At 71.3% G+C, this 23,780-nt stretch carries 23 protein-coding genes; 12 read left to right on the top strand and 11 right to left on the bottom strand.

All coding sequences use genetic code 11. The annotated features are described in order from the left end of the window. Positions 1-24: 24 nt before the first annotated feature. Positions 25-804 carry a phosphate ABC transporter ATP-binding protein PstB gene (gene pstB / locus IF61_RS0116275; RefSeq protein ID WP_030367111.1) on the top strand — a complete coding sequence of 260 codons (780 nt, stop codon included), beginning with the start codon at positions 25-27 and terminating at the stop codon, positions 802-804. A gap of 224 nt (positions 805-1,028) precedes the next feature. On the opposite strand, the gene IF61_RS0116270 is transcribed toward pstB, so the two are convergent. Together IF61_RS0116270 and IF61_RS0116265 are read right to left on the bottom strand one after the other, a co-directional pair. Next, positions 1,029-2,027 carry an inorganic phosphate transporter gene (locus IF61_RS0116270; protein WP_030367110.1) on the bottom strand — a complete coding sequence of 333 codons (999 nt, stop codon included), beginning with the start codon at positions 2,025-2,027 and terminating at the stop codon, positions 1,029-1,031. 6 nt (positions 2,028-2,033) lie between these two features. Continuing rightward, entirely contained in the window at positions 2,034-2,654 is a 621-nt protein-coding gene (locus IF61_RS0116265) for a DUF47 domain-containing protein (RefSeq protein ID WP_030367109.1), read from the bottom strand. Between the two features lie 229 nt (positions 2,655-2,883). On the opposite strand from IF61_RS0116265, the gene IF61_RS0116260 reads away from it, so the two are divergent. Then, on the top strand, positions 2,884-3,264 hold the full coding sequence (locus IF61_RS0116260) for a metal-sensitive transcriptional regulator (RefSeq protein ID WP_030367108.1): 381 nt from the start codon (positions 2,884-2,886) through the stop codon (positions 3,262-3,264). A 168-nt stretch (positions 3,265-3,432) separates the two neighbouring features. Here IF61_RS0116260 and IF61_RS36320 read toward each other — a convergent pair whose 3' ends face one another. Both IF61_RS36320 and IF61_RS0116250 read right to left on the bottom strand, forming a co-directional pair. Then, positions 3,433-3,606, bottom strand: a complete 174-nt coding sequence (locus tag IF61_RS36320) for a hypothetical protein (RefSeq protein WP_168092826.1) — start codon at positions 3,604-3,606, stop codon at positions 3,433-3,435. A 202-nt stretch (positions 3,607-3,808) separates the two neighbouring features. After that, positions 3,809-4,756 carry an SCO4651 family lipoprotein gene (locus IF61_RS0116250; protein WP_052392744.1) on the bottom strand — a complete coding sequence of 316 codons (948 nt, stop codon included), beginning with the start codon at positions 4,754-4,756 and terminating at the stop codon, positions 3,809-3,811. 93 nt (positions 4,757-4,849) lie between these two features. Here IF61_RS0116250 and IF61_RS36315 point away from each other — a divergent pair, with 93 nt between their 5' ends. Both IF61_RS36315 and IF61_RS0116240 read left to right on the top strand, forming a co-directional pair. Next, entirely contained in the window at positions 4,850-5,026 is a 177-nt protein-coding gene (locus IF61_RS36315; RefSeq protein ID WP_169748824.1) for a hypothetical protein, read from the top strand. A 107-nt stretch (positions 5,027-5,133) separates the two neighbouring features. Then, the gene (locus IF61_RS0116240; RefSeq protein ID WP_078660254.1) at positions 5,134-6,795 is read left to right on the top strand and encodes an FAD-binding oxidoreductase; all 1,662 of its coding nucleotides are present in this window, start codon (positions 5,134-5,136) and stop codon (positions 6,793-6,795) included. 417 nt (positions 6,796-7,212) lie between these two features. Here IF61_RS0116240 and IF61_RS0116235 read toward each other — a convergent pair whose 3' ends face one another. Both IF61_RS0116235 and IF61_RS0116230 read right to left on the bottom strand, forming a co-directional pair. Then, positions 7,213-7,944 (bottom strand): phosphatase PAP2 family protein, encoded by a 732-nt coding sequence (locus tag IF61_RS0116235; protein ID WP_030367105.1) that lies wholly within the window; start codon positions 7,942-7,944, stop codon positions 7,213-7,215. A gap of 205 nt (positions 7,945-8,149) precedes the next feature. Then, a complete protein-coding gene (locus IF61_RS0116230) occupies positions 8,150-9,136 on the bottom strand; it encodes a C40 family peptidase (RefSeq protein WP_043189472.1) in 987 nt (328 codons plus the stop codon). Positions 9,137-9,291: 155 nt separating this feature from the next. Here IF61_RS0116230 and IF61_RS0116225 point away from each other — a divergent pair, with 155 nt between their 5' ends. Then, on the top strand, positions 9,292-9,498 hold the full coding sequence (locus IF61_RS0116225) for a DUF397 domain-containing protein (RefSeq protein ID WP_030367103.1): 207 nt from the start codon (positions 9,292-9,294) through the stop codon (positions 9,496-9,498). A gap of 40 nt (positions 9,499-9,538) precedes the next feature. On the opposite strand, the gene IF61_RS0116220 is transcribed toward IF61_RS0116225, so the two are convergent. Continuing rightward, a complete protein-coding gene (locus tag IF61_RS0116220) occupies positions 9,539-10,945 on the bottom strand; it encodes a serine/threonine-protein kinase (RefSeq protein ID WP_078660253.1) in 1,407 nt (468 codons plus the stop codon). Positions 10,946-11,320: 375 nt separating this feature from the next. On the opposite strand from IF61_RS0116220, the gene IF61_RS0116215 reads away from it, so the two are divergent. From IF61_RS0116215 to IF61_RS0116190, 6 genes are all read left to right on the top strand, one after another. Then, positions 11,321-11,629, top strand: a complete 309-nt coding sequence (locus tag IF61_RS0116215; protein ID WP_030367101.1) for a hypothetical protein — start codon at positions 11,321-11,323, stop codon at positions 11,627-11,629. Between the two features lie 137 nt (positions 11,630-11,766). After that, positions 11,767-12,600 carry a DUF8175 domain-containg protein gene (locus IF61_RS0116210; RefSeq protein WP_030367100.1) on the top strand — a complete coding sequence of 278 codons (834 nt, stop codon included), beginning with the start codon at positions 11,767-11,769 and terminating at the stop codon, positions 12,598-12,600. Next, positions 12,590-13,912 carry a hypothetical protein gene (locus IF61_RS0116205; protein WP_030367099.1) on the top strand — a complete coding sequence of 441 codons (1,323 nt, stop codon included), beginning with the start codon at positions 12,590-12,592 and terminating at the stop codon, positions 13,910-13,912. Before IF61_RS0116210 ends, IF61_RS0116205 begins: the two co-directional genes overlap by 11 nt. Positions 13,913-13,914: 2 nt before the next feature. Continuing rightward, a complete protein-coding gene (locus tag IF61_RS0116200) occupies positions 13,915-15,468 on the top strand; it encodes an SCO6880 family protein (RefSeq protein ID WP_043189469.1) in 1,554 nt (517 codons plus the stop codon). 9 nt (positions 15,469-15,477) lie between these two features. Then, positions 15,478-16,881 (top strand): ATP-binding protein, encoded by a 1,404-nt coding sequence (locus IF61_RS0116195; RefSeq protein ID WP_030367097.1) that lies wholly within the window; start codon positions 15,478-15,480, stop codon positions 16,879-16,881. Between the two features lie 29 nt (positions 16,882-16,910). After that, on the top strand, positions 16,911-18,620 hold the full coding sequence (locus IF61_RS0116190) for a type IV secretory system conjugative DNA transfer family protein (protein ID WP_030367096.1): 1,710 nt from the start codon (positions 16,911-16,913) through the stop codon (positions 18,618-18,620). 45 nt (positions 18,621-18,665) lie between these two features. Here the strand turns inward: IF61_RS0116190 and IF61_RS0116185 are convergent, their stop codons facing one another. The 4 genes from IF61_RS0116185 to IF61_RS0116170 all read right to left on the bottom strand — a co-directional run bounded on the left by IF61_RS0116185 (position 18,666) and on the right by IF61_RS0116170 (position 22,567). Further along, positions 18,666-19,925: a serine hydrolase domain-containing protein gene (locus tag IF61_RS0116185; protein ID WP_052392743.1), complete on the bottom strand. Its 1,260-nt coding sequence runs from the start codon at positions 19,923-19,925 to the stop codon at positions 18,666-18,668. A gap of 137 nt (positions 19,926-20,062) precedes the next feature. Next, positions 20,063-20,719 (bottom strand): response regulator transcription factor, encoded by a 657-nt coding sequence (locus tag IF61_RS0116180; RefSeq protein ID WP_030367094.1) that lies wholly within the window; start codon positions 20,717-20,719, stop codon positions 20,063-20,065. Continuing rightward, a complete protein-coding gene (locus IF61_RS0116175) occupies positions 20,716-21,972 on the bottom strand; it encodes a sensor histidine kinase (RefSeq protein ID WP_052392742.1) in 1,257 nt (418 codons plus the stop codon). The genes IF61_RS0116180 and IF61_RS0116175 overlap by 4 nt, the downstream gene beginning before the upstream one ends. Before the next feature lie 31 nt (positions 21,973-22,003). Next, positions 22,004-22,567 carry a GNAT family N-acetyltransferase gene (locus IF61_RS0116170; protein WP_030367092.1) on the bottom strand — a complete coding sequence of 188 codons (564 nt, stop codon included), beginning with the start codon at positions 22,565-22,567 and terminating at the stop codon, positions 22,004-22,006. A gap of 75 nt (positions 22,568-22,642) precedes the next feature. On the opposite strand from IF61_RS0116170, the gene IF61_RS0116165 reads away from it, so the two are divergent. After that, the gene (locus tag IF61_RS0116165) at positions 22,643-23,677 is read left to right on the top strand and encodes a hydroxyacid dehydrogenase (protein ID WP_030367091.1); all 1,035 of its coding nucleotides are present in this window, start codon (positions 22,643-22,645) and stop codon (positions 23,675-23,677) included. The last annotated feature ends 103 nt before the right edge of the window (positions 23,678-23,780 follow it).

Genomic DNA, 23,780 nt, shown 5'->3' with positions numbered 1-23,780 from the left:
TAGCAGAAAGCAGAAGTGATCCCCATGGCCAAGCGAATCGACGTCAGCGGCCTCTCCGCCTACTACGGCACCCACAAGGCCATCGACGACATCTCGATGACCGTCGAACCCCGCTCCGTGACCGCCTTCATCGGCCCCTCCGGCTGCGGCAAGTCCACCTTCCTGCGCACCCTGAACCGCATGCACGAGGTCACCCCCGGCGGCCGCGTCGAGGGCAAGGTGATGCTGGACGACGAGAACCTCTACGGCGCCGGCGTCGACCCGGTCTCCGTGCGCCGCACGGTCGGCATGGTCTTCCAGCGGCCGAACCCCTTCCCGACCATGTCGATCTACGAGAACGTGGCCGCGGGCATCCGCCTCAACGGGGGCCGCATCCGCAAGGCCGAGCTGGACGACGTGGTGGAGAAGTCCCTCCAGGGCGCGAACCTCTGGAAGGAGGTCAAGGACCGGCTGAACAAGCCGGGAGCGGGCCTCTCCGGCGGCCAGCAGCAGCGGCTGTGCATAGCCCGGGCGATCGCGGTGGAGCCGCAGGTCCTGCTGATGGACGAGCCCTGCTCGGCGCTCGACCCGATCTCGACGCTCGCGATCGAGGACCTGATCGGGGAGCTGAAGGAGCGCTTCACGATCGTGATCGTGACGCACAACATGCAGCAGGCGGCGCGCGTCTCCGACCGCACGGCGTTCTTCAACCTGGCGGGCGTCGGCCAACCGGGCAAGCTGGTCGAGATCGACGAGACGGCGAGGATCTTCTCCAACCCGTCGGTGCAGGCCACGGAGGACTACATCTCGGGCCGGTTCGGATAAGGGCTACGCGCCTGACAACGGCGCGGCGCCCCGTAAACGGTCAGCGCCGACCGCAAGACCGCCTTACGGCGCTGCATGGCGGTGCCGCCGCAAGGCGAAGGGCCCGCCCCCTGTTCGTACCAGGGGGCGGGCCCTCTTTGATCATTAAGCCTGCCCGGCGTTTGAGGGCCGGGGTCCGGGGCGGAGCCCCGGTTCGGAGCGCGCGGCCCGCTAGCCGCTAGCCGCTAGCCGAACGCCAGGCTGACCACCCAATAAGCCAGCGCAGCGACCAGCGCAGCGGCAGGCATCGTGATGAACCAGCCCAGGATGATGTTCTTCGCGACGCCCCAGCGGACCGCGTTCACCCGCTTGGTCGCACCGACGCCCATGATCGCCGAGGTGATCACGTGCGTCGTCGAGATCGGCGCGTGGAACATGAACGCCGTCGTGAACATGACCGACGCACCCGTGGTCTCCGCGGCGAAGCCCTGCGGCGGGTCCAGCTCGATGATCTTCCGGCCGAGCGTCCGCATGATGCGCCAGCCGCCCGCGTACGTGCCGAGCGAGAGCATGATCGCGCAGGCGAGCTTGACCCACACCGGGATGGCGTCGCCCTTGGCCTGCACGTCGCCGATGACCAGGGCCATCATCACGATGCCCATGGTCTTCTGGGCGTCCTGCAGACCATGGCCGAGCGCCATGCCCGCGGCCGAGACCGTCTGGGCGATCCGGAAGCCGCGCTTGGCCTTGTGCGGGTTGGCCCGGCGGAACATCCACATGATCGCGACCATCACCAGATAGCCGAGGATCAGGCCGACGAACGGCGAGAGGAACATCGGAATGACGATCTTCTCGACGACGCCCGACCAGATGACGCCGGTTCCGCCCGCGAGCGCCGCGCCCACCATGCCGCCGAAGAGGGCGTGCGAGGAGGACGACGGCAGGCCGAAGTACCAGGTGACCAGGTTCCAGGCGATCGCGCCGATCAGGGCGGCGAAGAGGATGCCCATCCCCTTGTCGCCGACCGGCGATTCGATCAGGCCTTCACTGACCGTCTTGGCCACGCCGCTGCCCAGGAAGGCACCGGCGAGGTTCATGACGGCCGCCATCGCGAGGGCCGCGCGGGGGGTCAGCGCCCGGGTGGACACCGAGGTCGCGATGGCGTTCGCGGAGTCGTGAAAGCCGTTGGTATAGGTGAAGCCGAGCGCGACCCCGATGGTCACGACGAGAGCAAAGGTGTCCACCGGGGGTCAGGACTCCTTGACCGCGATGGTCTCGACGGTGTTGGCGACGTGCTCGAACGCGTCGGCCGCCTCTTCCAGCACGTCCACGATCTGCTTCAGCTTCAGCACCTCGATGGCGTCGTACTTGCCGTTGAAGAGCTGGGCCAGGAGCTTGCGGTGGATCTGGTCCGCCTGGTTCTCCAGACGGTTCACCTCGATCCAGTACTCCGTGAGGTTCGTCATGGTGCGGAGGTTCGGCATGGCCTCGGCGGTCAGCTCGGCGGCCCGCGCGAGGACCTCGATCTGCTGCTCGACGCCCTTGGGAAGCTCCTCGACCTGGTACAGGACGACCAGGTCGACGGCCTCCTCCATGAAGTCCATGATGTCGTCGAGCGAGCCGGCGAGGGTGTAAATGTCCTCGCGGTCGAACGGCGTGATGAAGGACGAGTTCAGCTGGTGGAAGATCGCGTGCGTGGCATCGTCCCCCGCGTGCTCCGCTGCGCGCATCCGTTCGGCGATCTCGGCCCGTGCGGACGTATCCGCTCCGAGCAGTTCCATCAGGAGCTTGGAGCCCGTGACGATGTTGTCCGCGGAGGCGGCGAACATGTCGTAGAAGCTCGTCTCCCTGGGGGTCAGACGAAAGCGCACGTGGGATCCTCGGGGTGCAACGGATTCGGTCTCGTTGATGCTAGGCGCATCATCCAGCCACAGCTAACTGGCATTCCCTCAGTGTCGCCCATCGGGCAGAGTGCTCATGAAGCCAGGTACCGCCGCCGCGGGCAAAATTCTGTACCATATACCCTCTGGGGGTATGCGAGCGGGGTACGCACCACATACGCGCACCACAGGCCCGCCGGACAGCAGGAGGACGGACGCCATGACGACCACGGAAGCCCCACTGACCAGCGGCGATGACGCGGCGGCGGTCGGCGGCGCAGCCGCGGCCTGCCACGGCGGGGCCACCGCCCCGGCCGGTCCGCACGGCTACAGCAAGCAGAAGGACCAGCACCTCAAGCGCCTGCGCCGGATCGAGGGCCAGATCCGCGGCCTCCAGCGCATGGTCGAGGAGGACGTCTACTGCATCGACATACTCACTCAGGTGTCGGCGAGCACGAAGGCCCTGCAGTCCTTCGCCCTGCAGCTGCTGGAGGAGCACCTGCGGCACTGCGTCGCCCAGGCGGCGGTCAAGGGCGGGGACGAGATCGACGCGAAGGTGGCGGAGGCGAGCGCGGCGATCGCGCGCCTGCTGCGGACGTAGCGGTTTCCGCGGCCGTACGGGCCGGGCCGGTCCGGCGCCGCCCGATCGCGCCGCGGTGGCTGATCACCGCGGCGGCGGCAAAAACTCTGGCTGCGCCAGCTCTTCCTCCTCCGCCGCCGCGAGCAACCACAAACGCCTGGTCCGGCGGTGCCGAACACACCGGAACCGTCAGTCCTCGCGCTTGCCCCCCGCGGGGACGACGCGCAGAACCTCGTCGATGCGATCGGCGCTCAGCCGGTCCTCGTCCGCACTGGACGCGGCGATCATCAAATCACCGTAGAGATCGATCTCGATGAGGGCCACGGGATCCGGCCCGCCCGACGAACCGCGTCGCGAAACCACGTGATTCACCTCCTCGGGTCTTTCGCCTCGGGTCCGGGACTCGATCTCGGACTCGTGCCTCGGTTGTCCTGGCCGTACAGGCTGTACTAGTCGTACTGGCCGTACTGGTCTTTCGTTCCTCGGCTAACCAGCCTAGTGATCGGTACACATGGCGCGCATGGCACAGAAGGACCATTTCCATGGCCAACTACGCCCTGCCGCGTCAATTCCGCGGCGAACCGACGTTCCCCGCATAGATATCGGCGGCGTCGGGTAGGTCCACGTCCACATCGGCGCCGAAGTCGTACAGCTCGACCGTCGAGGTCACCGTCATCGGGGCCCGCGGAGCCGACGGCCCCGTGCTCGCCACGCTGAAGCGGTGCCGCAGCCGGCGCGGCCTGCCCTCGTCGTCCAGATAGGCGTCGAAGGCCACCGTCCCGCTGGAGAAACCTTTGGCCGCCGTGGCGAGCGGCCCCCGGTCCCGCTCCGGCGCGGCACGCACCGCCCGGCCGAGGTCGATGGTGCCCCAGTAGTGCCGCACCCGCACCCCTCCGACCCGCTCGTCCCGCATGTACGTCACCTCGCGGGCGCCGCCCAGCAGTTCGGCCGCGGCGAGCGGGTCGGTGGCGCCGTTCGTGAGGAGGTTCCCGTCGGCGAGCGCGGCCGTCGCGAGCCGCACCCATTTGCCGGGCGGCACGCCCGCGCCCCGGTTCTTCATGAAGAGCGCGCCCGGGGAGAAGAGCTCCGTGATCGGCCGGTGCTCGGCGGCGCCGGCCGCATCCTCCGGCACGAGCACCGTCAGCCGCCCGGCGGGCCGCTCGAAGTCGTAACCGCCCGCGCCGTGGATGGTCAGCCGGGTGCCGCCGCTGACCGTTTCCATGGACGTACGCACCCGCGCCCGGCCCGCCCGGGCCAGCGTCAGCGCGGCCTCGCGCACCGCGGCCCGCGCCCGCCCGGGGTCGCTCTCGTCGCCCGCCTGCCGGGCCCGGCCGCTCAGGCTCTTCATGCTGCCGCGGAGCTCGGGGGCCTCGCCGGCGGCCGGGCCGGGGAGCGCGCAGCCGGACACCAGGAGGCCGAGGACGATGCCGCCGGCCGTCACTCCGGCGAGGGCCGCGCCACTGCGACGGCCGTGTCCTCCGCGTCTGCTGCGGCCTTCTCTCCGCGCCACCATTCCCTGCCAGCCCCCTGCCACCGACCCGCTGTGGAACCCGTTACTGCCAACGACGGCGTGGGCGCGGCCGTCACGGCCGGGTAGCGTGGTCACGTGTCCGAGCCACCATCCACGGAGCCGTCCGCGGCCCACTCCACCAGCACCAGCGAGCGGGGATCCTTCTGCTCGGCCCACTGCACGTGCGGCTGGCGCGGCCCCGCCCGCCGCGCCCGCTCCCTGGCCCGCGACGACGCCGCGGGCCACGAGGCCGCGGCGGGCGCGACCGGCTGACCGGTTGACCGGCCGCTGACGGAACCGCCTCCACCCGCACTCCATCTGTCTCAGCAGCGGGGAGAACCCGCCGGGGAACAGCAGCACATCGGGTGACGGGGGCGGACATGGCCGTTGACGGGAACGGAACGGGCGCGGGGAGCAGCACGCACACAAGCACGACGGGCCGCACGGACGCGCCCCGTTCCCACGGCTTCCTCGGCCGGCGCCAGTTGCTCGCCGCGGGCGCGGGACTGGCCGCCGCCGGCGCCTGGGCGGCCTCCTGCAGCGACAGCAGCGGCCTGGAGCACCCCACCCGGATGGTCACCTCGGCCCGCGCCGTCCCCGCCTCCCGGCGCCCGGACCCGGGCAAAGCCGACTGGACCGCCCTCGCCAAGGGCCTCTCGGGCGGCCTCGTCCGCCCCGGCGACGCCGACTACACGGCCGCCCGGCAGCTCTACAACACCCGCTTCGACGGCCTGCGCCCGGCCGGCATCGCCTACGTGACCGGCGCCCAGGACATCCGCGAGTGCCTCGCCTTCGCCCGCCGCTACAGCACCCTGATATCCATACGCAACGGCGGCCACAGCTATGCCGGTTGGTCCAGCGGCACCGACCGGCTCGTGATCGACGTCTCCCGGATGCGGACCGTCCGCACCCCGGACTCCTCCTCCGCGGTGATCGGCGCGGGCGCCAAGCTCATCGACGTCCAGACAGGGCTGGCCGCGCACGGCGTCACCATCCCCTCCGGCTCCTGCCCCACGGTCGGCGTCTCCGGCCTCGCCCTCGGCGGAGGGCACGGTGTGACGTCCCGCGCCTACGGCCTGACCTGCGACAACCTCACCGGCGCCACGCTCGTCACCGCCGACGGCAAGGTCCTCGACTGCGATGCCGGCCGCAACGCGGACCTCTTCTGGGCCCTGCGCGGCGCGGGCAACGGCAACTTCGGCGTCGTCACCGAGCTCCGGTTCCGCACCCGCAAGGCGGCGGACGGCATCACCGGCTACGTCTCCTGGCCCTGGTCACGGGCCGCCGACGTGATCCGCGCCTGGCAGGAGTGGGGGCCGACCCGGCCCGACGAGATCTGGTCCTCCTGCGACCTGTCGGCCGCGGCGGGCGGCACGCCGCGCATCTCCGTCTCGGCGTACTCCCTCGGCACCTACGGCGACCTGGAGAACGCCCTGGACGCGCTGGTCGGCAAGGTCGGCGGCACGTCCAACGGCGTACGGCTGCGCCGCCGCTCCCACCTCGACATGGTGCGCGCCTACGCGGGCTGCTCCGACAAGTCGCAGACGCAGTGCCACCTGCCGGGCAGCACGCCCGGCCGCGAGGCGTCCGGCACGCTGGAGCGGGAGACCTACGGCGCCCGCTCGGACTTCTACGACCGGTCGCTGAACGCGGCGGGGGTACGGGCCCTGACCGATCAGGTGGAACGTTTCGCCCGTGGGGGCGGCAGCGGCGGCGTCTCCGTCCAGCTGACGGCCCTGGGCGGCGCGGTCAACCGCGTCCAGCCGCTGGCCACGGCGTTCGTCCACCGCCGCTCGCGGTTCCTGGCCCAGTACCTGGCCCACTGGGCGGCGGGCGGCTCGGGCAGCGCGCAGACGTCGTGGCTGGACGGCACGCACGCGGCGATGCGCCGCCACGCCTCCGGGGCCGCGTACCAGAACTACGCGGACGCGAGCCTGAAGGACTGGCGCAAGGCGTACTACGGCGACGCGGAGGGCCGCCTGACGAAACTCAAGCGCCAGTACGACCCGGACCGCGTCTTCGACTTCCCGCAGGCGCTTTAGCGCGCGCTGCTTTGTCTCGCGGTACGTGCCGGTGCCGGTGCCTGCGTATTCCGCCGGACCCTCGCCGTGGTGGTTGCGCACCGCGGCGGCGGGGGGCTTGCGGCCTGCAGTGCGGCGGACCGGTGTCACTGGCCGAGAGGCCCGGCCCCTCAAGCCCGCCACAACGGTCGCCAGCCGGGAGGCCCGGCCTCTCAAACAGCGGCCCAACGGTCACTGGCCGAGAGATCCCGCCCCTCAAGCCCGCCGCAACGGTCGCCGGCCGAGAGGCCCGGCCCCTCAAACAGCGCGCATCGGTCACCGGCCGAGAGGCCCGGCCCCTCAAGCCCGCCGCAACGGCGCCCGGCCACGACGGCGAGGGTCCGGCGGAACCCGAAGCTGCCCGCACCGGGTGCGTACCCCCCGATCCGCCGGAAGGGCCTACGCCGCGAGGTCGTTGTCCCGGTGCCGGGGCGTCTCCCGCCCCGCCTCGGCGGCCTCGGCCGCGACGAGAGGCGGCGGCGCAGCCACAACCGGCCCGGCCGCCCGGACGAGCCAAGCCGCCCGCGTGCGGGCGACCGCCCGCGTGAGCGGGGTCAGGGCCATCATCGCGAGCGGCGCCAGCAGCAGCGCGACCGCCGTGCCCAGGGCGAGGCCGCCAATCACGTCCGTCGGATAGTGCACGCCCATGTAGACGCGGCAGAAGCCTTCGAGGAAGGCGAGGCCGATTCCGATCAGCCCGTACTTGCGGTTGGCGACGAAGAGGGCCACGCCGATGGCCATCGTCAGCGTCGCGTGGTCGCTGACGAAGGAGTAGTCGGTCTTGCCCTTGACCAGCACTTCCAGGCCGGTGTGGTCCATGAAGGGCCTGGGCCGCTTGACGAAGCCGCGGATCGGGACGTTGACGAGCAGGGCGAGGCCGGCGGCGAGCGGCGCCCAGAGCAGCGCGGCGACCGCGGCCGGGGCGTCCGGCCGGCGGCGCAGGCTCCACCAGGCGAGGACCATGAGGACGGCGAGGCCGAGAACGATCCCGTACTCGCCGACGAACTCCATGGTGCGGTCGAGCCAGCCGGGGGCGTCCTTGGCAAGGCCGTTGATGTCGTACAGCGTGCTGGTGTCGGGGTTCCCGCCCCTGGCCTGCGGCATGGGATAGCCCATCGCGAGTCCAGCCATGTGCCGTGGCCCCTTATCTGTCGCCTGTCGCTACGTCCAGTTGCCGACCCCCGTGGTCCGTGCGTCGCTGTAGCCCCCGCTCAGTGGCGCTGCTTTCCCACTCCCAATGGAACGCGCCACTCCGGCCGGGCGTTCCACTCTTCTCCCAATGATCACCAGGACGTTATGGAAGGGTGACCCATCGTCGCAGTTCGTTCCGGAGCGTTCATGCGGTGCTTCCCGCGAGCAGCGCTTTCGCGCCATCCTGGGTCACGCGGGTGGCCCCGATGTAGTCCGGCATGTCGATCTTGTCAAAGCGGATCACGGCCCCGGTGTAGGGGGCGTTGATCATCTGCCCGCCGCCCACGTAGATGCCCACGTGGTGGATGGAGCGCGGGTCCTTCAGGTCGGTGGCGAAGAACACGAGGTCGCCCGGGATCAGCTCGTCCCGCTTGGGGTGCGGGCCCGCGTTCCACTGGTCGTTGGCCACGCGGGGCAGGGTGATGCCCACCGATTCGTACGCGGCCTTGGTGAGGCCCGAGCAGTCGAAGCGGCCGTTGTCCGCGGCGGTGCCGTCGCCGCCCCACAGGTAGGGCGTGCCGAGCTTCTCCTGGGCGTAGTAGATCGCCCCGGCGGCCTGCCGGGAGGGCGCGACCCTGCCGACGGGCCGGGCGAAGCTCTTCTCCAGCGTGCGGATCGAGCGCACGTACCCCTGCGTCTCGCGGTACGGCGGGATGCCGCCGTGCTGGATGACCGCGTACGAGCCCGCGTTGTACGACGCGAGCATGTTGTCCGACAGATCGCCGGGGACGCCCTTGACGTACTTGGAGAGCTCGCAGTCGTAGACGGCCGCGGAGGGGATCGCGTCCTGCGGATCCCATATGTCCTTCCTGCCGTCGCCGTTGGCGTCGATCGCGTGGGCGTCCCACGTGCCCGGAATGAACTGGGCTATCCCGCGCGCGTCCGCCGGGCTCACGGCCTTCGGGTTCCAGGCGCTCTCCGAGTAGATCTGCGCGGCGAGGATCGCGGGGTTGAGGGCGGGGCACAGATTGCCCCACTTCTGCACGAGCGCCTGGTATTGGTCCGGCACGGCGCCCTTGGCCAGGCCCACGGTGCCTCCGCCGCCGCCCCCGAGCAGGTTCGACGCGGCGGTGTACACGCCGATCACGAGCAGCCCGATGAAGCACAGGCACATCGCGATGCCCACCGTCATGCCCACCCAGAGCTTCCGCACCCCGCAATCCTCCCCCAACGACCCGTCGCGTATCCGCAATTTGTATCGATCCGTCAACAGGCGTGCAGTGCCGCCCCGTCGCCGTCAGGCGTTACGGTGAGCGGGATCGGCGAGGCGGGCGAGGAGGAGGGGCAATGCCGGAGCTGGACTGGATCCCGGTGACCGAGGGCGACGAGACGGAGTACCTGGAGATCGCCTTCGCCGAGAACGGTGACGTGCACCTCCGGACGAACACCGAGCCCGAGACAGTGGTGGTCACCACGGCCGCCAAGTGGGACGCCTTCGTCCTGGGCGTCAGGGCCGGGGAGTTCGACCACTTCGTGGACGTCCCCGAGACGTGAGCCGGGCCGCGGCCCGGCCGACGCGGGATCAGACGCGGGCTCAGTCGTCGTCTTCCTTGTCCTTGCCTTCCTTGTCCTTGGACTTCTTCTTGCTCTTGGACTTCTTGGAGGGTGACGGCACGGCCTTCGGCGGCGCGGGGTTCCCGCCCGGCGCGCGGTCCGCGGATTCCGTCGACGGCGCCTCGGGCCGCTGCGAGCCCGTCTCGCTGCCGGAGCCGCCGAAGACGGACGCGCCGATCACCGCCGCCACCAGGAAGGCCACGGCGCCGGCCACGACGCTGAGCAGCACCTTGGGGCTGCGTATGCCCTTGCCTCCACCACCCGGAGCCAAGCCGCCGGGCCCGGCCGCACTCTGGGCACTGTGAGAGCTCCGGGGGCCCCTGCCGCCACCGGAGGACCTGCGGTGCCCCTGTGCCGCGGCAGCCGGTACCGGTACCGGTGCCGGTGCCGGGACGCCCGGCGGGACACCAGGGGCGCCAAGAGCCCCAGGGACACCGGGAGCCCCAAGGGCGCCGGGAACGGCTGCGGCAGGCGGCATGGACGGCGGCACCGGCGGCCGGGCGGGCGCACCTGCGGGCGCGGCGGGCGCAGACCCGAACACCGGCTGCGGCATGGGCGTCCGTGCGGGACGGGGCGGCTCCTCCCAGGAGGGCCCGGCGAACCAGTCGGCCGCCTCCTGTGCGGTCGGCCGGTCCTCCGGCTTCTTCGCGAGCATCCGCAGCAGGTACGCCTCGAAGGCGGGCGGCAGATCCGCCCGGTGCTGCCGGGGCGGCACCGGGGGCGTGTCCACATGGAGGTAGAGCAGGGCGGTCGGGCTGTCCGCCCAGAAGGGCGGCTGGCCGGCCAGGAGCTGGTAGAGCACGCAGCCCAGGGCGTAGACGTCCGAGGCGGGGCCGGCGACCTTGCCCAGGGCCCGCTCCGGAGCGAGGTACGTGCTCGTGCCGACGATCTGGCCGACGCGGGTCAGCGCGGCGGAGGTCTCGTCCACGAACCGGGCGATGCCGAAGTCGCCGATCTTCAGGGTGTCGTCGGCGTCGACCATCAGATTGCCGGGCTTGATGTCCCGGTGGACGACGCCCTGGCGGTGCGCCGCGGCGAGACCGGCCGCGGACTGCGCGGCGATCCGGGCCGCGCGGCGCGGGGCGAGCGGGCCGCGGGCGGACAGCTCCTGGGCCAGGCTCGGGCCCCTGACCAGCTCCATCACCAGATAGAAGCGGCCTTCCCAGGATCCGAAGTCGTAGACGGCGACCACCTGAGGGTGATTCAGCCGCGCTGCGGTCTGCGCCTCCAGCCGGAAGCGGGAGGCGGCGGATTCGTCGCCGTCGTCGCCCAGCAGCAACTTCACGGCGACCTGACGGCCCAGCACCTCGTCCTGCGCCTGCCAGACTTCGCCCATGCCACCGCGGCCGAGCAGTTCCTCCAGCCGGTAGCGATCGGCAACCAGCACCCGTACCACCCTTGATCTCGATGCCCCCGTGGCGCGCGGGCCGGCCCGACGGCCCAGGGGCGCGATCGGCGCCCGGACGGCGCTCGGGACAGCGTACCGACCGAACAGACTCTCGCCCGTACATCCCCGTGACCCCCCATCCCGCCGAACGTTGCCCGGCGTCCACGCCCGTGATACACAGAGTCACCTTAGAAGCACCCACTGACATCACCCTGCGTCGCAGGTCAGGGCCCCACGGGGAGCATGCGTACGAGTTCCGCCAAGAAATGCCGCCAAGTCGACATGCCGAGGCGCGATCTTCGGCGAAGATAGGTCCTGACCTTTACCCAGCGGTGAGGGTGTTGACAACAACCCATAAGGGGCGGTGAGTTGCACATGTTTTTGGCGGCCGGCAAGGGCGACATCAACACCATTATTGGCGGAATCGCCCCCAACTGGGGGCCGTTCGGTAGCCTGGGCAACGAGGCTCGCGTGATGATCGAGGTCATCATGGCCGTGGCGATCCTCCTGTGCCTCGCCATCGCGATCTGGGGCGCGGCGAAACAGCGGATCGGTGCCACGGCCCTGCGCGACACCTTCAGCGCGGAGCAGGGCAAGGGCCTGATCGTCGCCGGGCTGACGGGCGTCTTCATCATCGGTTCGCTCGGCACCCTGTTCACCATCGTCTACGGCATGGCCGTCTGAGCGACCCCCCGCACCCGAGGCTGCCACCTGATGCCCCCTCACACCCCCTCGTCCTCCTCCCCCGGGAATCCCCTCACGCCGCTACCGTCATATGCGGGTGCCACAGCAGCGACGACGTATGAGGGGACGTGCGCGCTATGAGTCTCGGTGAGGACGGCTACGACGAGGACCACGGTCTGACCCGCACCCGGCTGCCGGAGGGCGAGGGCGATCCGTACGCGCCCCGCCGCGGCAGAGGCGGCGCCCGCGCCGGAATGCCCAGCCGGAATCTGATCACGGTCGTGGGCGTCGTCGTGCTGCTCATCGCGGCCATCGCCTTCGCCAGCAGAGGCGGCGGGTCCGGCTCGGACGACTCGGAGAAGAGCGGGGACAAGGTCAGCGCGGAGGCGACGGCCCCTTCGGGGGTGAAGCCGGTGGGGGGGAAGACCGGGGGGATCGCTTCCGGTTTTGCCCGTACGCAGCAGGGATCGCAGTCCGCGGCCGCGAACTTCGCCGTGGCGCTGGGCGGCGACGGGATGTTCGAGAAGGCGTCACGGCATGCCATCGTGGACGCCATCCACACGCCGGACACCGCGCGCGACCTCCAGAGCAAGCTGGACCAGGCCTACAACGCCGGCTTCCTCAAGAGCCTCGGCCTCAACGACGACGGCTCGGCCCCCAAGGGACAGACGTTCGTCTCGCGCACCATCCCCGTCGGCACGAAGTCCACGGCCTTCAACGAGGCCGAGGCCACCGTCGAGGTGTGGTGCACCGGCCTGGTGGGCATCGCCGGCGAGGGATCGACCAAGCCGGTCGCCCAGACCTGGTTCACGGTCACCGAGAAGCTCCGCTGGACGAACGACGACTGGAAGCTCACCTCGTCCGAGCAGAAGCAGGGGCCCGCGCCGGTCAGCGGCGACCTCCGCGCTTCGAGCGCCGACGAGATCACCAACGCGGTCAACGGGTACGGAGGGTTCACTTATGCCAGGTAGCCGCCGCCGCGCCCTCTCCCTGACAGCCGCAGTTGTGTCCGCCCAGGTGGCAGTGACCGCACTGGCCTCGAAGGCTCTCGCAGCGCCCACCCCTCCGTCGCCGTCCACCTCACCGGCCCCTTCGTCCAGCCCCAGCCGGGGCGGCGACAAGAGCCCCTGCGATCTCATCGTGGGCCAGGCGAAGGACATCTGCACCGGCGACAAGGGCACGTCGAACTCCCCGCCCGACCCCCAGACCGCCCTGGACCCCCTCGCCTCCCTCGCCAAGGGCTGCGGCGAAGCCGCGTCCTGGATCGTCCACAAGCTGTCCGGCGCCGTCGAGGCCACCGGCAACGTGGACTTCACCAACGCCGCCTTCCTGCGCCAGTACGCCGTGGTGTTCGCCGCCTCCACCGTGCTCACCCTCGTGCTCTGGCTGCTGGCCGTCGCCAAGCGCGCCGTCCGCGGCGTGCCGTTCACCGAGGCGTTCACCGAGGCCGTCGGCTTCCTCTGGCTGACCGTGCTGGCCTCGGCCTTCACCCCGCTCATCCTCTACACGCTCGTCTCGGCCACCGACGCCGTCACGCAGGCGATCGCCAGCGGCACCAACGCCAACAACGACGCCTTCTTCGGTGGTTTCGCGGACGCCCTCAAGAAGGGCACCGGCATCGGCGGCGGCCCGATCATGCTGATCGTCGTGTCCCTGGTCTCCGTGCTCGCCGCGGGCGTCCTCTGGCTGGAGCTGGTGATCCGGGCCGCTCTCCTCTACGCCGGCGCGCTCCTCGGCACCGCCGTCTACGCGGGCCTGGTCGACAAGAACATGTGGAAGCACGTCCGCCGCTGGGCGGGCATCATGATCGCGGTGATCCTGGTCAAGCCGATCATCGTGGTCGTGCTGGGCCTCGCCGGAGCGCTGTCCTCCGGCAAGGGGCCGGACTCCTTCTCGGCCGTCGTCTCGGGGCTGGCGATCATCATCCTGGCCATCTTCGCCAGCGCGATGATCTACCGCTTCGTGCCCGGCTTCGGCGATGAGATCGTCAGCACCCGCAGCGCCAGCAACGACGCGGCGTCGCGCCAGGCGGCCGCAGTGATCTCCTCCCCCGCCGCCCTGGTCAAGCAGGGCATCACCGCCCACAGCGCCCGCGGCTCCGGCGGCTCGGGGGGCGGCCAGCAGCACCGGCCCGCCGACGCCGTGGCGGGCGGAGTCGCCGCCCACAGCACCCGGCCCCCCGCCCGCACCGGCGACAACAGGGGCAACGGAAGCGGCAATTCCGCCACCCGTCCCGCGCCGCGTGCCCAGAACCGCAGCAACACAGGAGGTGAGCGGAGTTGACGATCCAGGCCCAGTCCCAGCCGGTCGCGGCCCGCCGTACGTATCTGATCGGCCGCGCGCGCCCCAACGCGGTCGTCGGCAAGAACCGGGAGACCGGAGAGATCGCGCTGATCATCGCCGGGGCGTTCCTCGGCATGATGTGCGGCCTGCTCGTGCCCGTCCTGCCGCTGCGGATCGTCACGCTCACCGGGTTCCCCATGCTGGCGCTGGCCGCCGTGTACGTCCCGTACAAGGGCCGCACGTTCTACAAGTGGTTCGAAATCAACCGCTCGTTCAAGCGCACCCTGCGCCGCGGCACCGCCTACCGGTCCGCGGCCGCCGAGGCGGGCACGCGCATGGACGGCCGCGAGATCGAGGTCGGCCCGCCGCCGGGCATCGGGCGGATCAACTGGCTCGCGGCGCCCTTCGGCCCCGACGAGATCGCCGTCCTGCTGCACGCCGACCGCCGCACGGTCACCGCCGCCATCGAGATCGAGGGCCCCGGCGTGGGCCTGCGCGACTCCGAGGACCAGGAGGCGCTGGTCGACCGGTTCGGCACGCTCCTCAAGCACGTCGCCAACGGCGACGGCTACGTGACGCGCATCCAGATGCTCGCCCGCACGCTCCCCGCCGACCCCGACGCCCACGCCAAGGACGTCGAGCGGCGCGGCGACGCCGGCTCCCCGCAGTGGCTCAAGGAGTCCTACGACCAGCTGCAGTCGATGGTGTCGACCTCCTCCGAGCAGCACCGCGCCTACCTCGTCGCCTGCATGCACTACACGCGCGAGCTGGCCGCCGAGGCCAACGCCATCGCGCGCGCCTCCCGCCACGACGGCGCCAAGCGCAGGCTGGACCGCGACGGTGGCCTCGCGGTCGTCATGGCGCGCGAGCTGACCGACATCTGCGCGCGGCTCGCCGAGGCCGACATCCGGGTCCGCCAGCCGCTCGGCCAGGGCCGGCTGTCCTCCCTGGTCCACTCCATGTACGACCCGGACCACCCCATCGACCACATCCAGGCCATGACGCAGCGCAACGCCTGGCCGGCCGAGCTGGACGCCATGGAGCCCACCTACCTCCAGGCGAAGACCCGCGAGTCGTCAACCCGCGCACCCTGGTGTCACTCCACCGCCTGGGTGAAGGAATGGCCCATGACCCCGGTGGGCGTCAACTTCCTCGCGCCGCTCCTCGTCCACACCCCGGACGTGATCCGTACGGTCGCGGTCTGCATGGACCTGGAGCCGACGGACGTGGCCATCGAGCGCATGCTGACGGAGAAGACCAACGACGACGCGGACGCCTCCCGCGCCGCCAAGATGAACCGCGTCGTCGACCCGCGCGACGTCGCCCACCACTCCCGGGTCGACCAGCGCGGCGAGGACCTCGCCAGCGGCGCGGCCGGGGTCAACCTCGTCGGGTACATCACGGTGTCGTCGCGCTCGCCGGAAGCGCTCGCGCGCGACAAGCGGACCATAAGAGCCTCGGCCGGCAAGAGCTACCTGAAGCTGGAGTGGTGCGACCGCGAGCACCACCGGGCCTTCGTCAACACCCTGCCGTTCGCGACCGGCATCCGACGATAGGGGCATGCCGTGCTCGACCCGCTCGCCTCCCTGACCGACGCGTTCACCAGCTTCCTCTTCGGGAAGGTGGAGACCACGCGGCTGCCCGTGCGGACCTCCACCGGCCAGGCCCAGGCCGTCTACCTGCCGACCGCCGCCCCCGGCCTCGGCGACTCCGGCGTGGTCATCGGGCGCGAGGTGTACTCCGGCAAGGGCTACATCTACGACCCCTTCCAGCTCTACGGACAGCAGCTGCCCGCCCCGCACTGGCTCGTCCTCGGCGAGTCCGGCAACGGCAAGTCGGCGCTGGAGAAGACGTACGTCCTGCGCCAGCTGCGGTTCCGCGACCGGCAGGTCGTCGTCCTGGACGCCCAGGGCGAGGACGGCGTCGGCGAGTGGAACCTGATCGCCCAGCAGCTGGGGATAACCCCCATCCGGCTCGACCCCGCCGCCGCCCTGCACGGCGGCATCCGGCTCAACCCGCTGGACCCGTCGATCACCACGACCGGCCAGCTCGCTCTCCTCCGCACGATCATCGAAGTCGCCACCGGCCGCGGGCTCGACGAACGGGCCGGCTTCGCCCTCAAGGTCGCCCACGCCAACGTGAACGAGACGATCCTCGACCGGCAGCCGGTGCTCACCGACATCGTGGAGCAGCTGCGGCACCCGGAGGCCGAGTCCGCGGAGACGATGAACGTCGACATAGACGACGTACGGGCCTGGGGCCTCGATGTCGCGCTGGTCCTGGACCGGCTCGTGGACGGCGACCTGCGCGGCATGTTCGACGGGCCGACGACGGCCGGCATCGACCTCGACGCCCCCCTGATCGTCTTCGACCTCTCCCACATCGACCGCAACTCCATCGCCATGCCGATCCTGATGGCGATCGTCGGCGTCTGGCTGGAGCACACGTGGATCAGGCCCGACCGGAAGAAACGGATCTTCCTGGTCGAGGAGGCCTGGCACATCATCAACTCGCCGTTCGTGGCGCAGCTCTTCCAGCGGCTGCTGAAGTTCGGCCGGCGGCTCGGCCTGTCGTTCGTCGCGGTCGTCCACCACCTGTCCGACGTCGTCGACGGCGCGGCGGCGCGCGAGGCCGCGGCGATCCTCAAGATGGCCTCCACGCGCACCATCTACGCCCAGAAGGCCGACGAGGCCCGCGCCACGGGCCGGGTGCTCGGCCTGCCCCGCTGGGCCGTCGAGATCATCCCGACGCTGACGCCGGGCATCGCCGTCTGGGACGTCAACGGCAATGTCCAGGTCGTCAAGCACCTCATTACCGACATCGAACGCCCGCTCGTCTACACCGACCGGGCGATGACCGAGGACGGCGACTTCGCGCGCGAGCTCGCGGCGGAGGCCGCTGCCGCGGAGCGGGCGGCCGCGGCCCTGGAAGCGGATGCGTCACCGGAGTCCGAATCGACGGTGGCCTGAGGCAGGGCCAGGGGAACGGGGGACGGCGGATGAGCGACCGGCAGCCGGAGCGCGGCATCCCGGACGGGCTGCTGATGGCGGTCATAGGGCTGCTGCTGGGCATGACGCTGCTCGTGTGGGGGACGACGGGCCTGGCAGCGCTGTTCGCCCACGGCGCCTGGCCTGAGGCCGTCACTCTCACCCGTACGCCCATGGCCGTGCGGCATCTGGTGACACAGCCACGCAACCTGCATGCCGCCTGGCCGGACACCCCGGCGGAGAGCCTCTCGGGCTACGGCCTCTTCTGGGGCCTCCTCATCGGCGAGCTGCTGACGCTGATCGTCCTGGGCGTGTTCGTGGTCGGCACCGTGGCGCGCTGGAAGGCGGTACGGGCGCGACGCCGGGCAGCGGGTTCCCTCGCGGGTGCGGCCTCCGGCAGTGGGAGCGGCGCGGACGCCTCCTCCGTGGCGGGCAGGACCGCGGCCGAGGCGCGGACGACAGACGTCCGCACCGCCGGGGAGACGGAGACGGCCTTCGCTTCCGCGGACGGGCACCCGGAGCCGCAAGGGCCGCCGGGCCGGGCCGTGGAGACAGGCCCGGCCGGCCTCGCCGCGGCCGGGAGCGGTGACGACACCAGGGCGCCGGACGCCGTCCCGCACTCCCCGCGCTCCCCGCAGCCGGACAGAGCCGACGGCAGGGCGGCTCACACCGCCGGCCCCTCCGGCGGAGCTCCGGGGCCGGGGTCCGGGACCGGGCCGGGCGGCCCCACGGGCGTCCTGTCCGTGCCCGTGCCCCGTGCGTCCGCCGCACAGGGCGCGATCGGCAGCCCCGCCGGGCCCGTCGCGCCCGGCGTCCGCTACGGCGCGGACCGCGGCGACACCGCCGTCCGCGCCGTCCTGGAGGCCGCCGGCCCCGTGCTCGTCACGACGAGTGACGCCGCGCTGTGGGCGGCCACGAAGGACGCCCGCGCCAAGCTCGGCCCTGTGCATGTCTTCGACCCGAGCCACCTCCTCGACACCCCCGACCGGCTCCGCTGGTCGCCTCTGGGGGGCTGCACGGCCCGGGAGACCGCCGCCGCCCGCGCGGCCGCCCTGCTGGCCCCCGTACGCCCGCACAGCGCCCTCGATTCGGCCACCGCCGACGTCGCGGAGACGCTGCTGCGCTGCTGGCTGCATGCCGCCGCCGTGGACGCCCGCCCGTTCCGCCAGGTGCTCCGCTGGTCGCAGGGCGCTGCGGCGCACGAGCCGGTACGGATCCTGCGGACGCACGTGAAGGCGGCGGGCGGCGCGGCCGGGGAGCTCGAATCAGCGCTCACGGGGCACCCCGAACGCCGCGAGGTGGCCCAGGAGCTGACCGCGCGTGCGCTGGGCGCACTGTCGTCCGTTCACGTCCGCGATGCCTGCAATCCGCACCGGGCCGATTCCCTTGCATGGGAATCATTTGTCGCCGAGGGGGGAACCCTGTACGTGGTGGGTGAGGCGATTGAGGATCCCCGCACCCGCCCGGGTGCGATGCCCCTGCTGACCGCACTCGTCGCAAGCGTGGTCGAGCGCGGCCGGGGCATGGCCGTACGGTCATCTGCCGGTCGGCTCGACCCACCACTGTCCCTGGTGCTGGACGATGTCGCCGCCGTCGCGCCCGTGCCCGCCCTCCCGGACCTCCTGACGGACGGCGCGGCGCTGGGCCTGCCGACCTTCGCGCTCATGCGCTCCGAGGAGCAGGCCCGCGCGCGGTGGCCGCACCGCGCGCTCGCCGGGTAGGCACCGATGCGGTGGTCGTCCGGGGACGGCTCTTCGAGGGCGGCTCTACGCGGAAGGCGTCCCGACGCCCGCCGCGATGATCCGGCCGACGCGCGAGTCCGGCGAGACGTTCTCCCTCTTCGCGTCCGTGGAGTTGACGGAGTAGATCAGCGACTGCTTCCCGTCCTGGGTGGCGGCGAAGCCGTTCAGGTAGCCGTAGCGGCTCCCGGTCTTGCCCCAGTAGACGGGCCCGCCCTTGGTGAGCTGGACGCGCGCCAGGCCGCTGCCGTAGACGGCGGGCTTCCCGCTCTCGTACTGCGGGACCTGCGGCACGGTGAACATCAGCTTCAGCTCCTGCCGCGGCACGATGCGGCCGGCGAAGAGCGCGGAGACGAAGCGGTCCAGGTCGGCCGTCGTGGTGATGAGGTCGCCGGAGGCCCACGTCTCGGACTGGTCCCACTCGGTCGTGTCGACGAGCCGGGTGGTGCCGTCGGCGTTCTTGAGCGCCTCGTAGCCATGCGTGTGGCGGCCCTTGATGCGGAAGCTCGTGCCGGGGCTGTAGGTGTCCTTGAGGCCGGCTCGGTTGATGACCCGGTCGCGCAGTTCCTGCTCGTACGTCCGTCCCGTGACCTTCTCGATCAGCAGCCCCAGCACGTTGTAGCCGATGTTGGAGTAGTGCTGCTGCGTGCCGGGAGCGAACTCCATGGGCTTGCCGAAGCCCGCCTGGACGAGGGCGCGGTGGTCCCAGGTGGTGTAGCGGCCCTTGTCCCAGTCGGGGGTCTTCGGGGTCCCGCGGGTGTCCCCGCCCGGCAGGCCGCTCGTGTAGTTCAGCAGCTGCCCGACCTTGACGTCGGGGTAGTGCGCGGGCAGCAGGCCCGGCAGGTAGTGCTGCACTGTCCCGTCGAGTTCGAGCTTCCCCTCGTGGACGAGCTGCAGCGCGACGGCCGCCGTGAACGTCTTGGTGATGCTGCCCGCGCGGAACCGCTCGTCGCCCTTGACCGGCGCGTGCGTCCGCACGTCGGCCTCCCCCGACGCCCCCTTCCAGCGCAGGTCCTTGTCCTTGTAGCGGACCTGCGCGGCCGTGGCGGCGCCGTCCGGCAGGCCGTCGATCGCCTTCCGCAGGGCGGCGGCCTTTTCAGTAGCCTTGTCCGCTTCAGCAGCTTTGCCCGCGGCCTTGTCGGCAGCTTTGCCGGTGAACTGCACGGAAGCGTGGGAGGTGGCGGGCGAGGCTGTGGCGGGTGCGGCGATCGCGCCCAGCGCGATGACGGTTGCCGTGGTGGTGGCGGTAGCAGTGGCTGCGAGGACGGCGATTCTGTTGCGGCGCACGGTGGTTCCCCCTGGTGGTGACGGTTCTTCCCAGCGGAATCCATCGTCGCGATCCGAGCGCGCCGGCGAATCGCCGACGCGAGCGGTATCCGCTGCCACCGGCCTCCCTCGCGCGGGGGATGACGGGGCCGGGCGGCTCAGCCGCCGGGGGCGATCAGCCCCGTCTCGTACGCGCAGATGACCGCCTGGATCCGGTCGCGCAGCCCCAGCTTCGACAGCACGTTGCTGACGTGCGTCTTCACGGTGTGCTCGCTGACCACCAGCTCGGCCGCGATCTCCGCGTTCGACAGGCCCCGGCCGAGCAGCACGAGCGTCTCGCGCTCGCGCGCGGTGAGCGCCCCCAGGGCCGGCGCGGCGGTGGCCGCCGGCTGCCCGCGACTGGTGAAGTCGGCGACCAGGCGGCGGGCCACGGACGGCGCGAGCAGGGAGTCCCCTGCGACGACGACGCGTACGGCGTGCACGAGGTCGTCCCTGCGGACGTCCTTCAGCAGGAACCCGCTCGCGCCCGCGTGCAGCGCCTCGTAGACGTAGTCGTCCTGGTCGAAGGTGGTGAGCATGACGGCCTTGCAGCCGCTGTCCGCGCAGATGGTGCGGGCCGCCTCGATGCCGTCCATGCCCGGCATGCGGATGTCGAGCAGGACGACGTCGGGCGCGTGCCGCCGGACGGCCGCCACGGCCTCGGCGCCGTCGCCGGCCTCCGCCACGACCTCGATGTCCGGCTGAGCGGACAGGATCATCGCGAAGCCGCTCCGCACCAACTCCTGGTCGTCGGCCACCACCACACGGATCGTCACGTCGTCTCCCCCTGCTCTGTTGCCACTCCTGCTCCTCCTGCCACTTCTGCCGCTCCTGCCCGTGAGGAGATCACGAGGGGCAGTTGCAGACCAACGCGGTAGCCACGGCCGTCCGGTCCCGGCCCGGCCGACGCCGTCCCGCCGTGCGCGGCGGCCCGCTCGCGAATCCCGATCAGCCCCCTGCCACTGCCCTCGCCGCCGGGCTTGCGGACGCCGGAGCCGTCGTCGTCCACGGTCACGGAAAGCCTGTCTCCGCCGGGCGGTCCCCAGGCGAGCCGCACGGTCACGGTGCGCGCGTCGGAGTGCTTGAGGACGTTCGTCAGCGCCTCCTGGACGACGCGGTAGACGGTGACCTGGGCGTCGGCGGCGAGCGGCCGCGGCTCGCCCTCTGTCAGCAGGGCCACGGGGAGCCCGGCCCGCCGCACCTGGTCCACGAGGCCGTGCAGCCCGGCGAGGGTGGGCTGTGGCGTGCGCCGCGGGCCGTGCAGGGCGTCGCCCTCACCTGGGGCCGCCCCCGGGTCTTCCTTGAGCACGCCGAGCATGCGCCGCAGCTGCACCATCGCGTCCCGCCCGGCCCCGGCGATCGCGTCGAACGCCGCCTCCGCCCGGTCGGGATCCGACCGTACGACCAGAGGCCCGGCCTCCGCCTGAACCATCATCAGACTGACGGCGTGCGAGAGGACGTCGTGCATCTCCCGTGCGATCCGGGCGCGTTCCCGCTCGGCGGCCCGCTCGGCCTCCCGCTCCCGGTCCCGCTCCAGCGCGGCGGCGCGCGCCTCGACGGCCTGCGTGTACGCCTGCCGGGTCCGCGCCAGCACACCCAGCACGTACACCATCGTGAAGAGGAAGAACGCGAAGAGGTACTCGCGGGCGGTGTTGGTCCGGAGGGCGACCGCGAAGGCGACGAGCGGCAGCCCGGCGGCGATCGTCACTTGCCGCTGCCGGGCTCCTCCCTGCGCGGCCACCGTGAAGATCGCCACCAGCGGGCTGTACGGCATCGGCTGACCGGGCCCGCCCATCGGCAGATAGACGAACCCGGCCAGGGTGATCGCCAGAAGACAGGTCAGCGGCGCCCGGCTGCGCCACAGGAGCGGCAGCACGGACAGCGTGGTCATCCCGTAGAACGCCCAGGTCGCGGGCGGTACGTCGGCCGCGCGCGGCACCACGAAGGGGATGGTCACGGCGACCTGGACCACGGCGGTGATCAGGGCGTCGACGGCCCAGGGGCTACGGATCCGGATCCGGTGGAGCATGACTGGAGTATGAGCGGAGAATCAGGGGAGTTCAGCCGGCGGGGCGGACGAGTTCGAGCTCGTACTCCTTCGCCTGCGGATCGTCGGGCATGGCCACGGTGAGGCCGGAGGGCACGAAGCCGGCGTTGCGGTAGACGGAGAGAGCACGCCCGTTGTCCTCGTGGACGAAGAGGCGTATGCGCTCGACACGGGGCTCGGACAGCTGCCAGGACCATGCGACGGCCGCAGCGAACAACGCCTGTATGAGGCCGTTCCCGCGGGCTTCGGGGCGGACGAAGACCCCGACGATGTGCGTCTGCGGAACGGACGGGGCGCCGCCGAAGACGGTCTCCTCCTCGGCGTCCGGGAGCTCGACCAGAACGGTGAGCGTGCCGTCCCACGTCCCGTCGGGCGCCTCGGCCACGAACGTGATGACACTGCACGCTTCGGAACTCGCCCGGGCCCTCTCCTGCCAATAGCTGTCGGGCTGCGCGGAAGCCTTTTCGTAGCTGTCGAGGAAAGCGATGGGCGCCACCGGATCCGAAAGCGCCACCAGCCGCAGCTCCTTGGACTTCTCCCAGTCGTCCGCGCGCACAGGCTTGATGATGTGCTCCATCTCTTGATCGTCGCGCCAGATGGTTGGCACAGGCAATGTGTTTTCGCTCTCGGCCGGGAGGGCAGGGGGCTGCGCATGACAGAAGCGCGTGCGGGTGGTGTTGCGGTGGTCATGGGCGCGGAAGAGCTGGGGGTAGTGATGCCTGGCGATCTGCTGGAGCGGCTGGGGGAATTGACGGGCCGGGTGGTGCTGGTGAAGCCCATTCAGACCGGTGAGGACGGGGAGAAGATCCCGGTAGCCGGACCGGAAGGCCTGGAGGATGTGGAGGTCCTCGTCACGGGGTGGGGATGCCCGCCACTGACAAAGGCCGTGCTCGACCGGGCGCCACGGCTGAGGGTCGTCGTCCACGCGGCCGGGTCAGTGAAGTGGTTGGTGGCAGCCGAGGAAGTCTGGGAGCGCGGGATCGCCGTCTCGTCTGCGGCAGAGGCAAATGCGGGGCCGGTCGCCGACTTCACCCTCGCGGTGATCGCGCTCGCGGCGAAGGGTGCCTTGCCGATGGCCGCGGCATACGCGAACGGCCGCTGGCCGGCCTTCACGGAAAGGCGGGGAGCGGACGGCCGCACGGTGGGTGTCATCGGCGCCTCGCGGATCGGCCGAAGGGTGACAGCTGGGCTACGGGCCTCGGCGGCCGGATACCGGGTGCTGCTCTTCGACCCGTACGTGACGGACGAGGACGCCGAACGGATGGGCGTGGAGCGCGTGGCCTGCCTGGCAGACCTCTGCCGGGCGTCGGACATCGTGACGGTTCACGCGCCGGAGACCCCGGAGACGCACCGGCTGCTGGATGAAGAGCACCTGGCGCTGATTCCGGACGGTGGGACGGTCATCAATACGGCGCGGGGGTCGATCGTCGACACGGGGGTGCTGGAGCGGGAGTGCGCGTCGGGGCGGCTGAGCGCGTGGCTCGATGTGACGGACCCGGAGCCGCTGGAAAAGGAACAGCAGCTGTTGTCGTTGCCGCAGGTGATGGTGACGCCGCACATTGCCGGGGCTCAGGGGAGTGAGGGCCGGCGGCTCGGGGTGTGGGCGGTGGAGGAAGTGGGGCGGTGGCTGAGAGGGGAAAGGCTGGTGGGAGAGGTACGGAGAGAGGAGCTGGGGAGACTGGCATAAGGATGGGTAAACGCGAAAAAGCCCTGGCGGGAACTCAAGGTTCCCACCAGGGCTTTCTCTAAAAATTGTTCGGCGGCGTCCTACTCTCCCACACGGTCCCCCA

The organism is Streptomyces roseoverticillatus (assembly GCF_000719265.1).
GTDB classification, from domain to species: Bacteria; Actinomycetota; Actinomycetes; order Streptomycetales; family Streptomycetaceae; genus Streptomyces; species Streptomyces roseoverticillatus.
The sequence above is the reverse complement of the archived record's forward strand: the minus strand, read 5'-3'. Positions and strand labels throughout refer to the sequence as shown.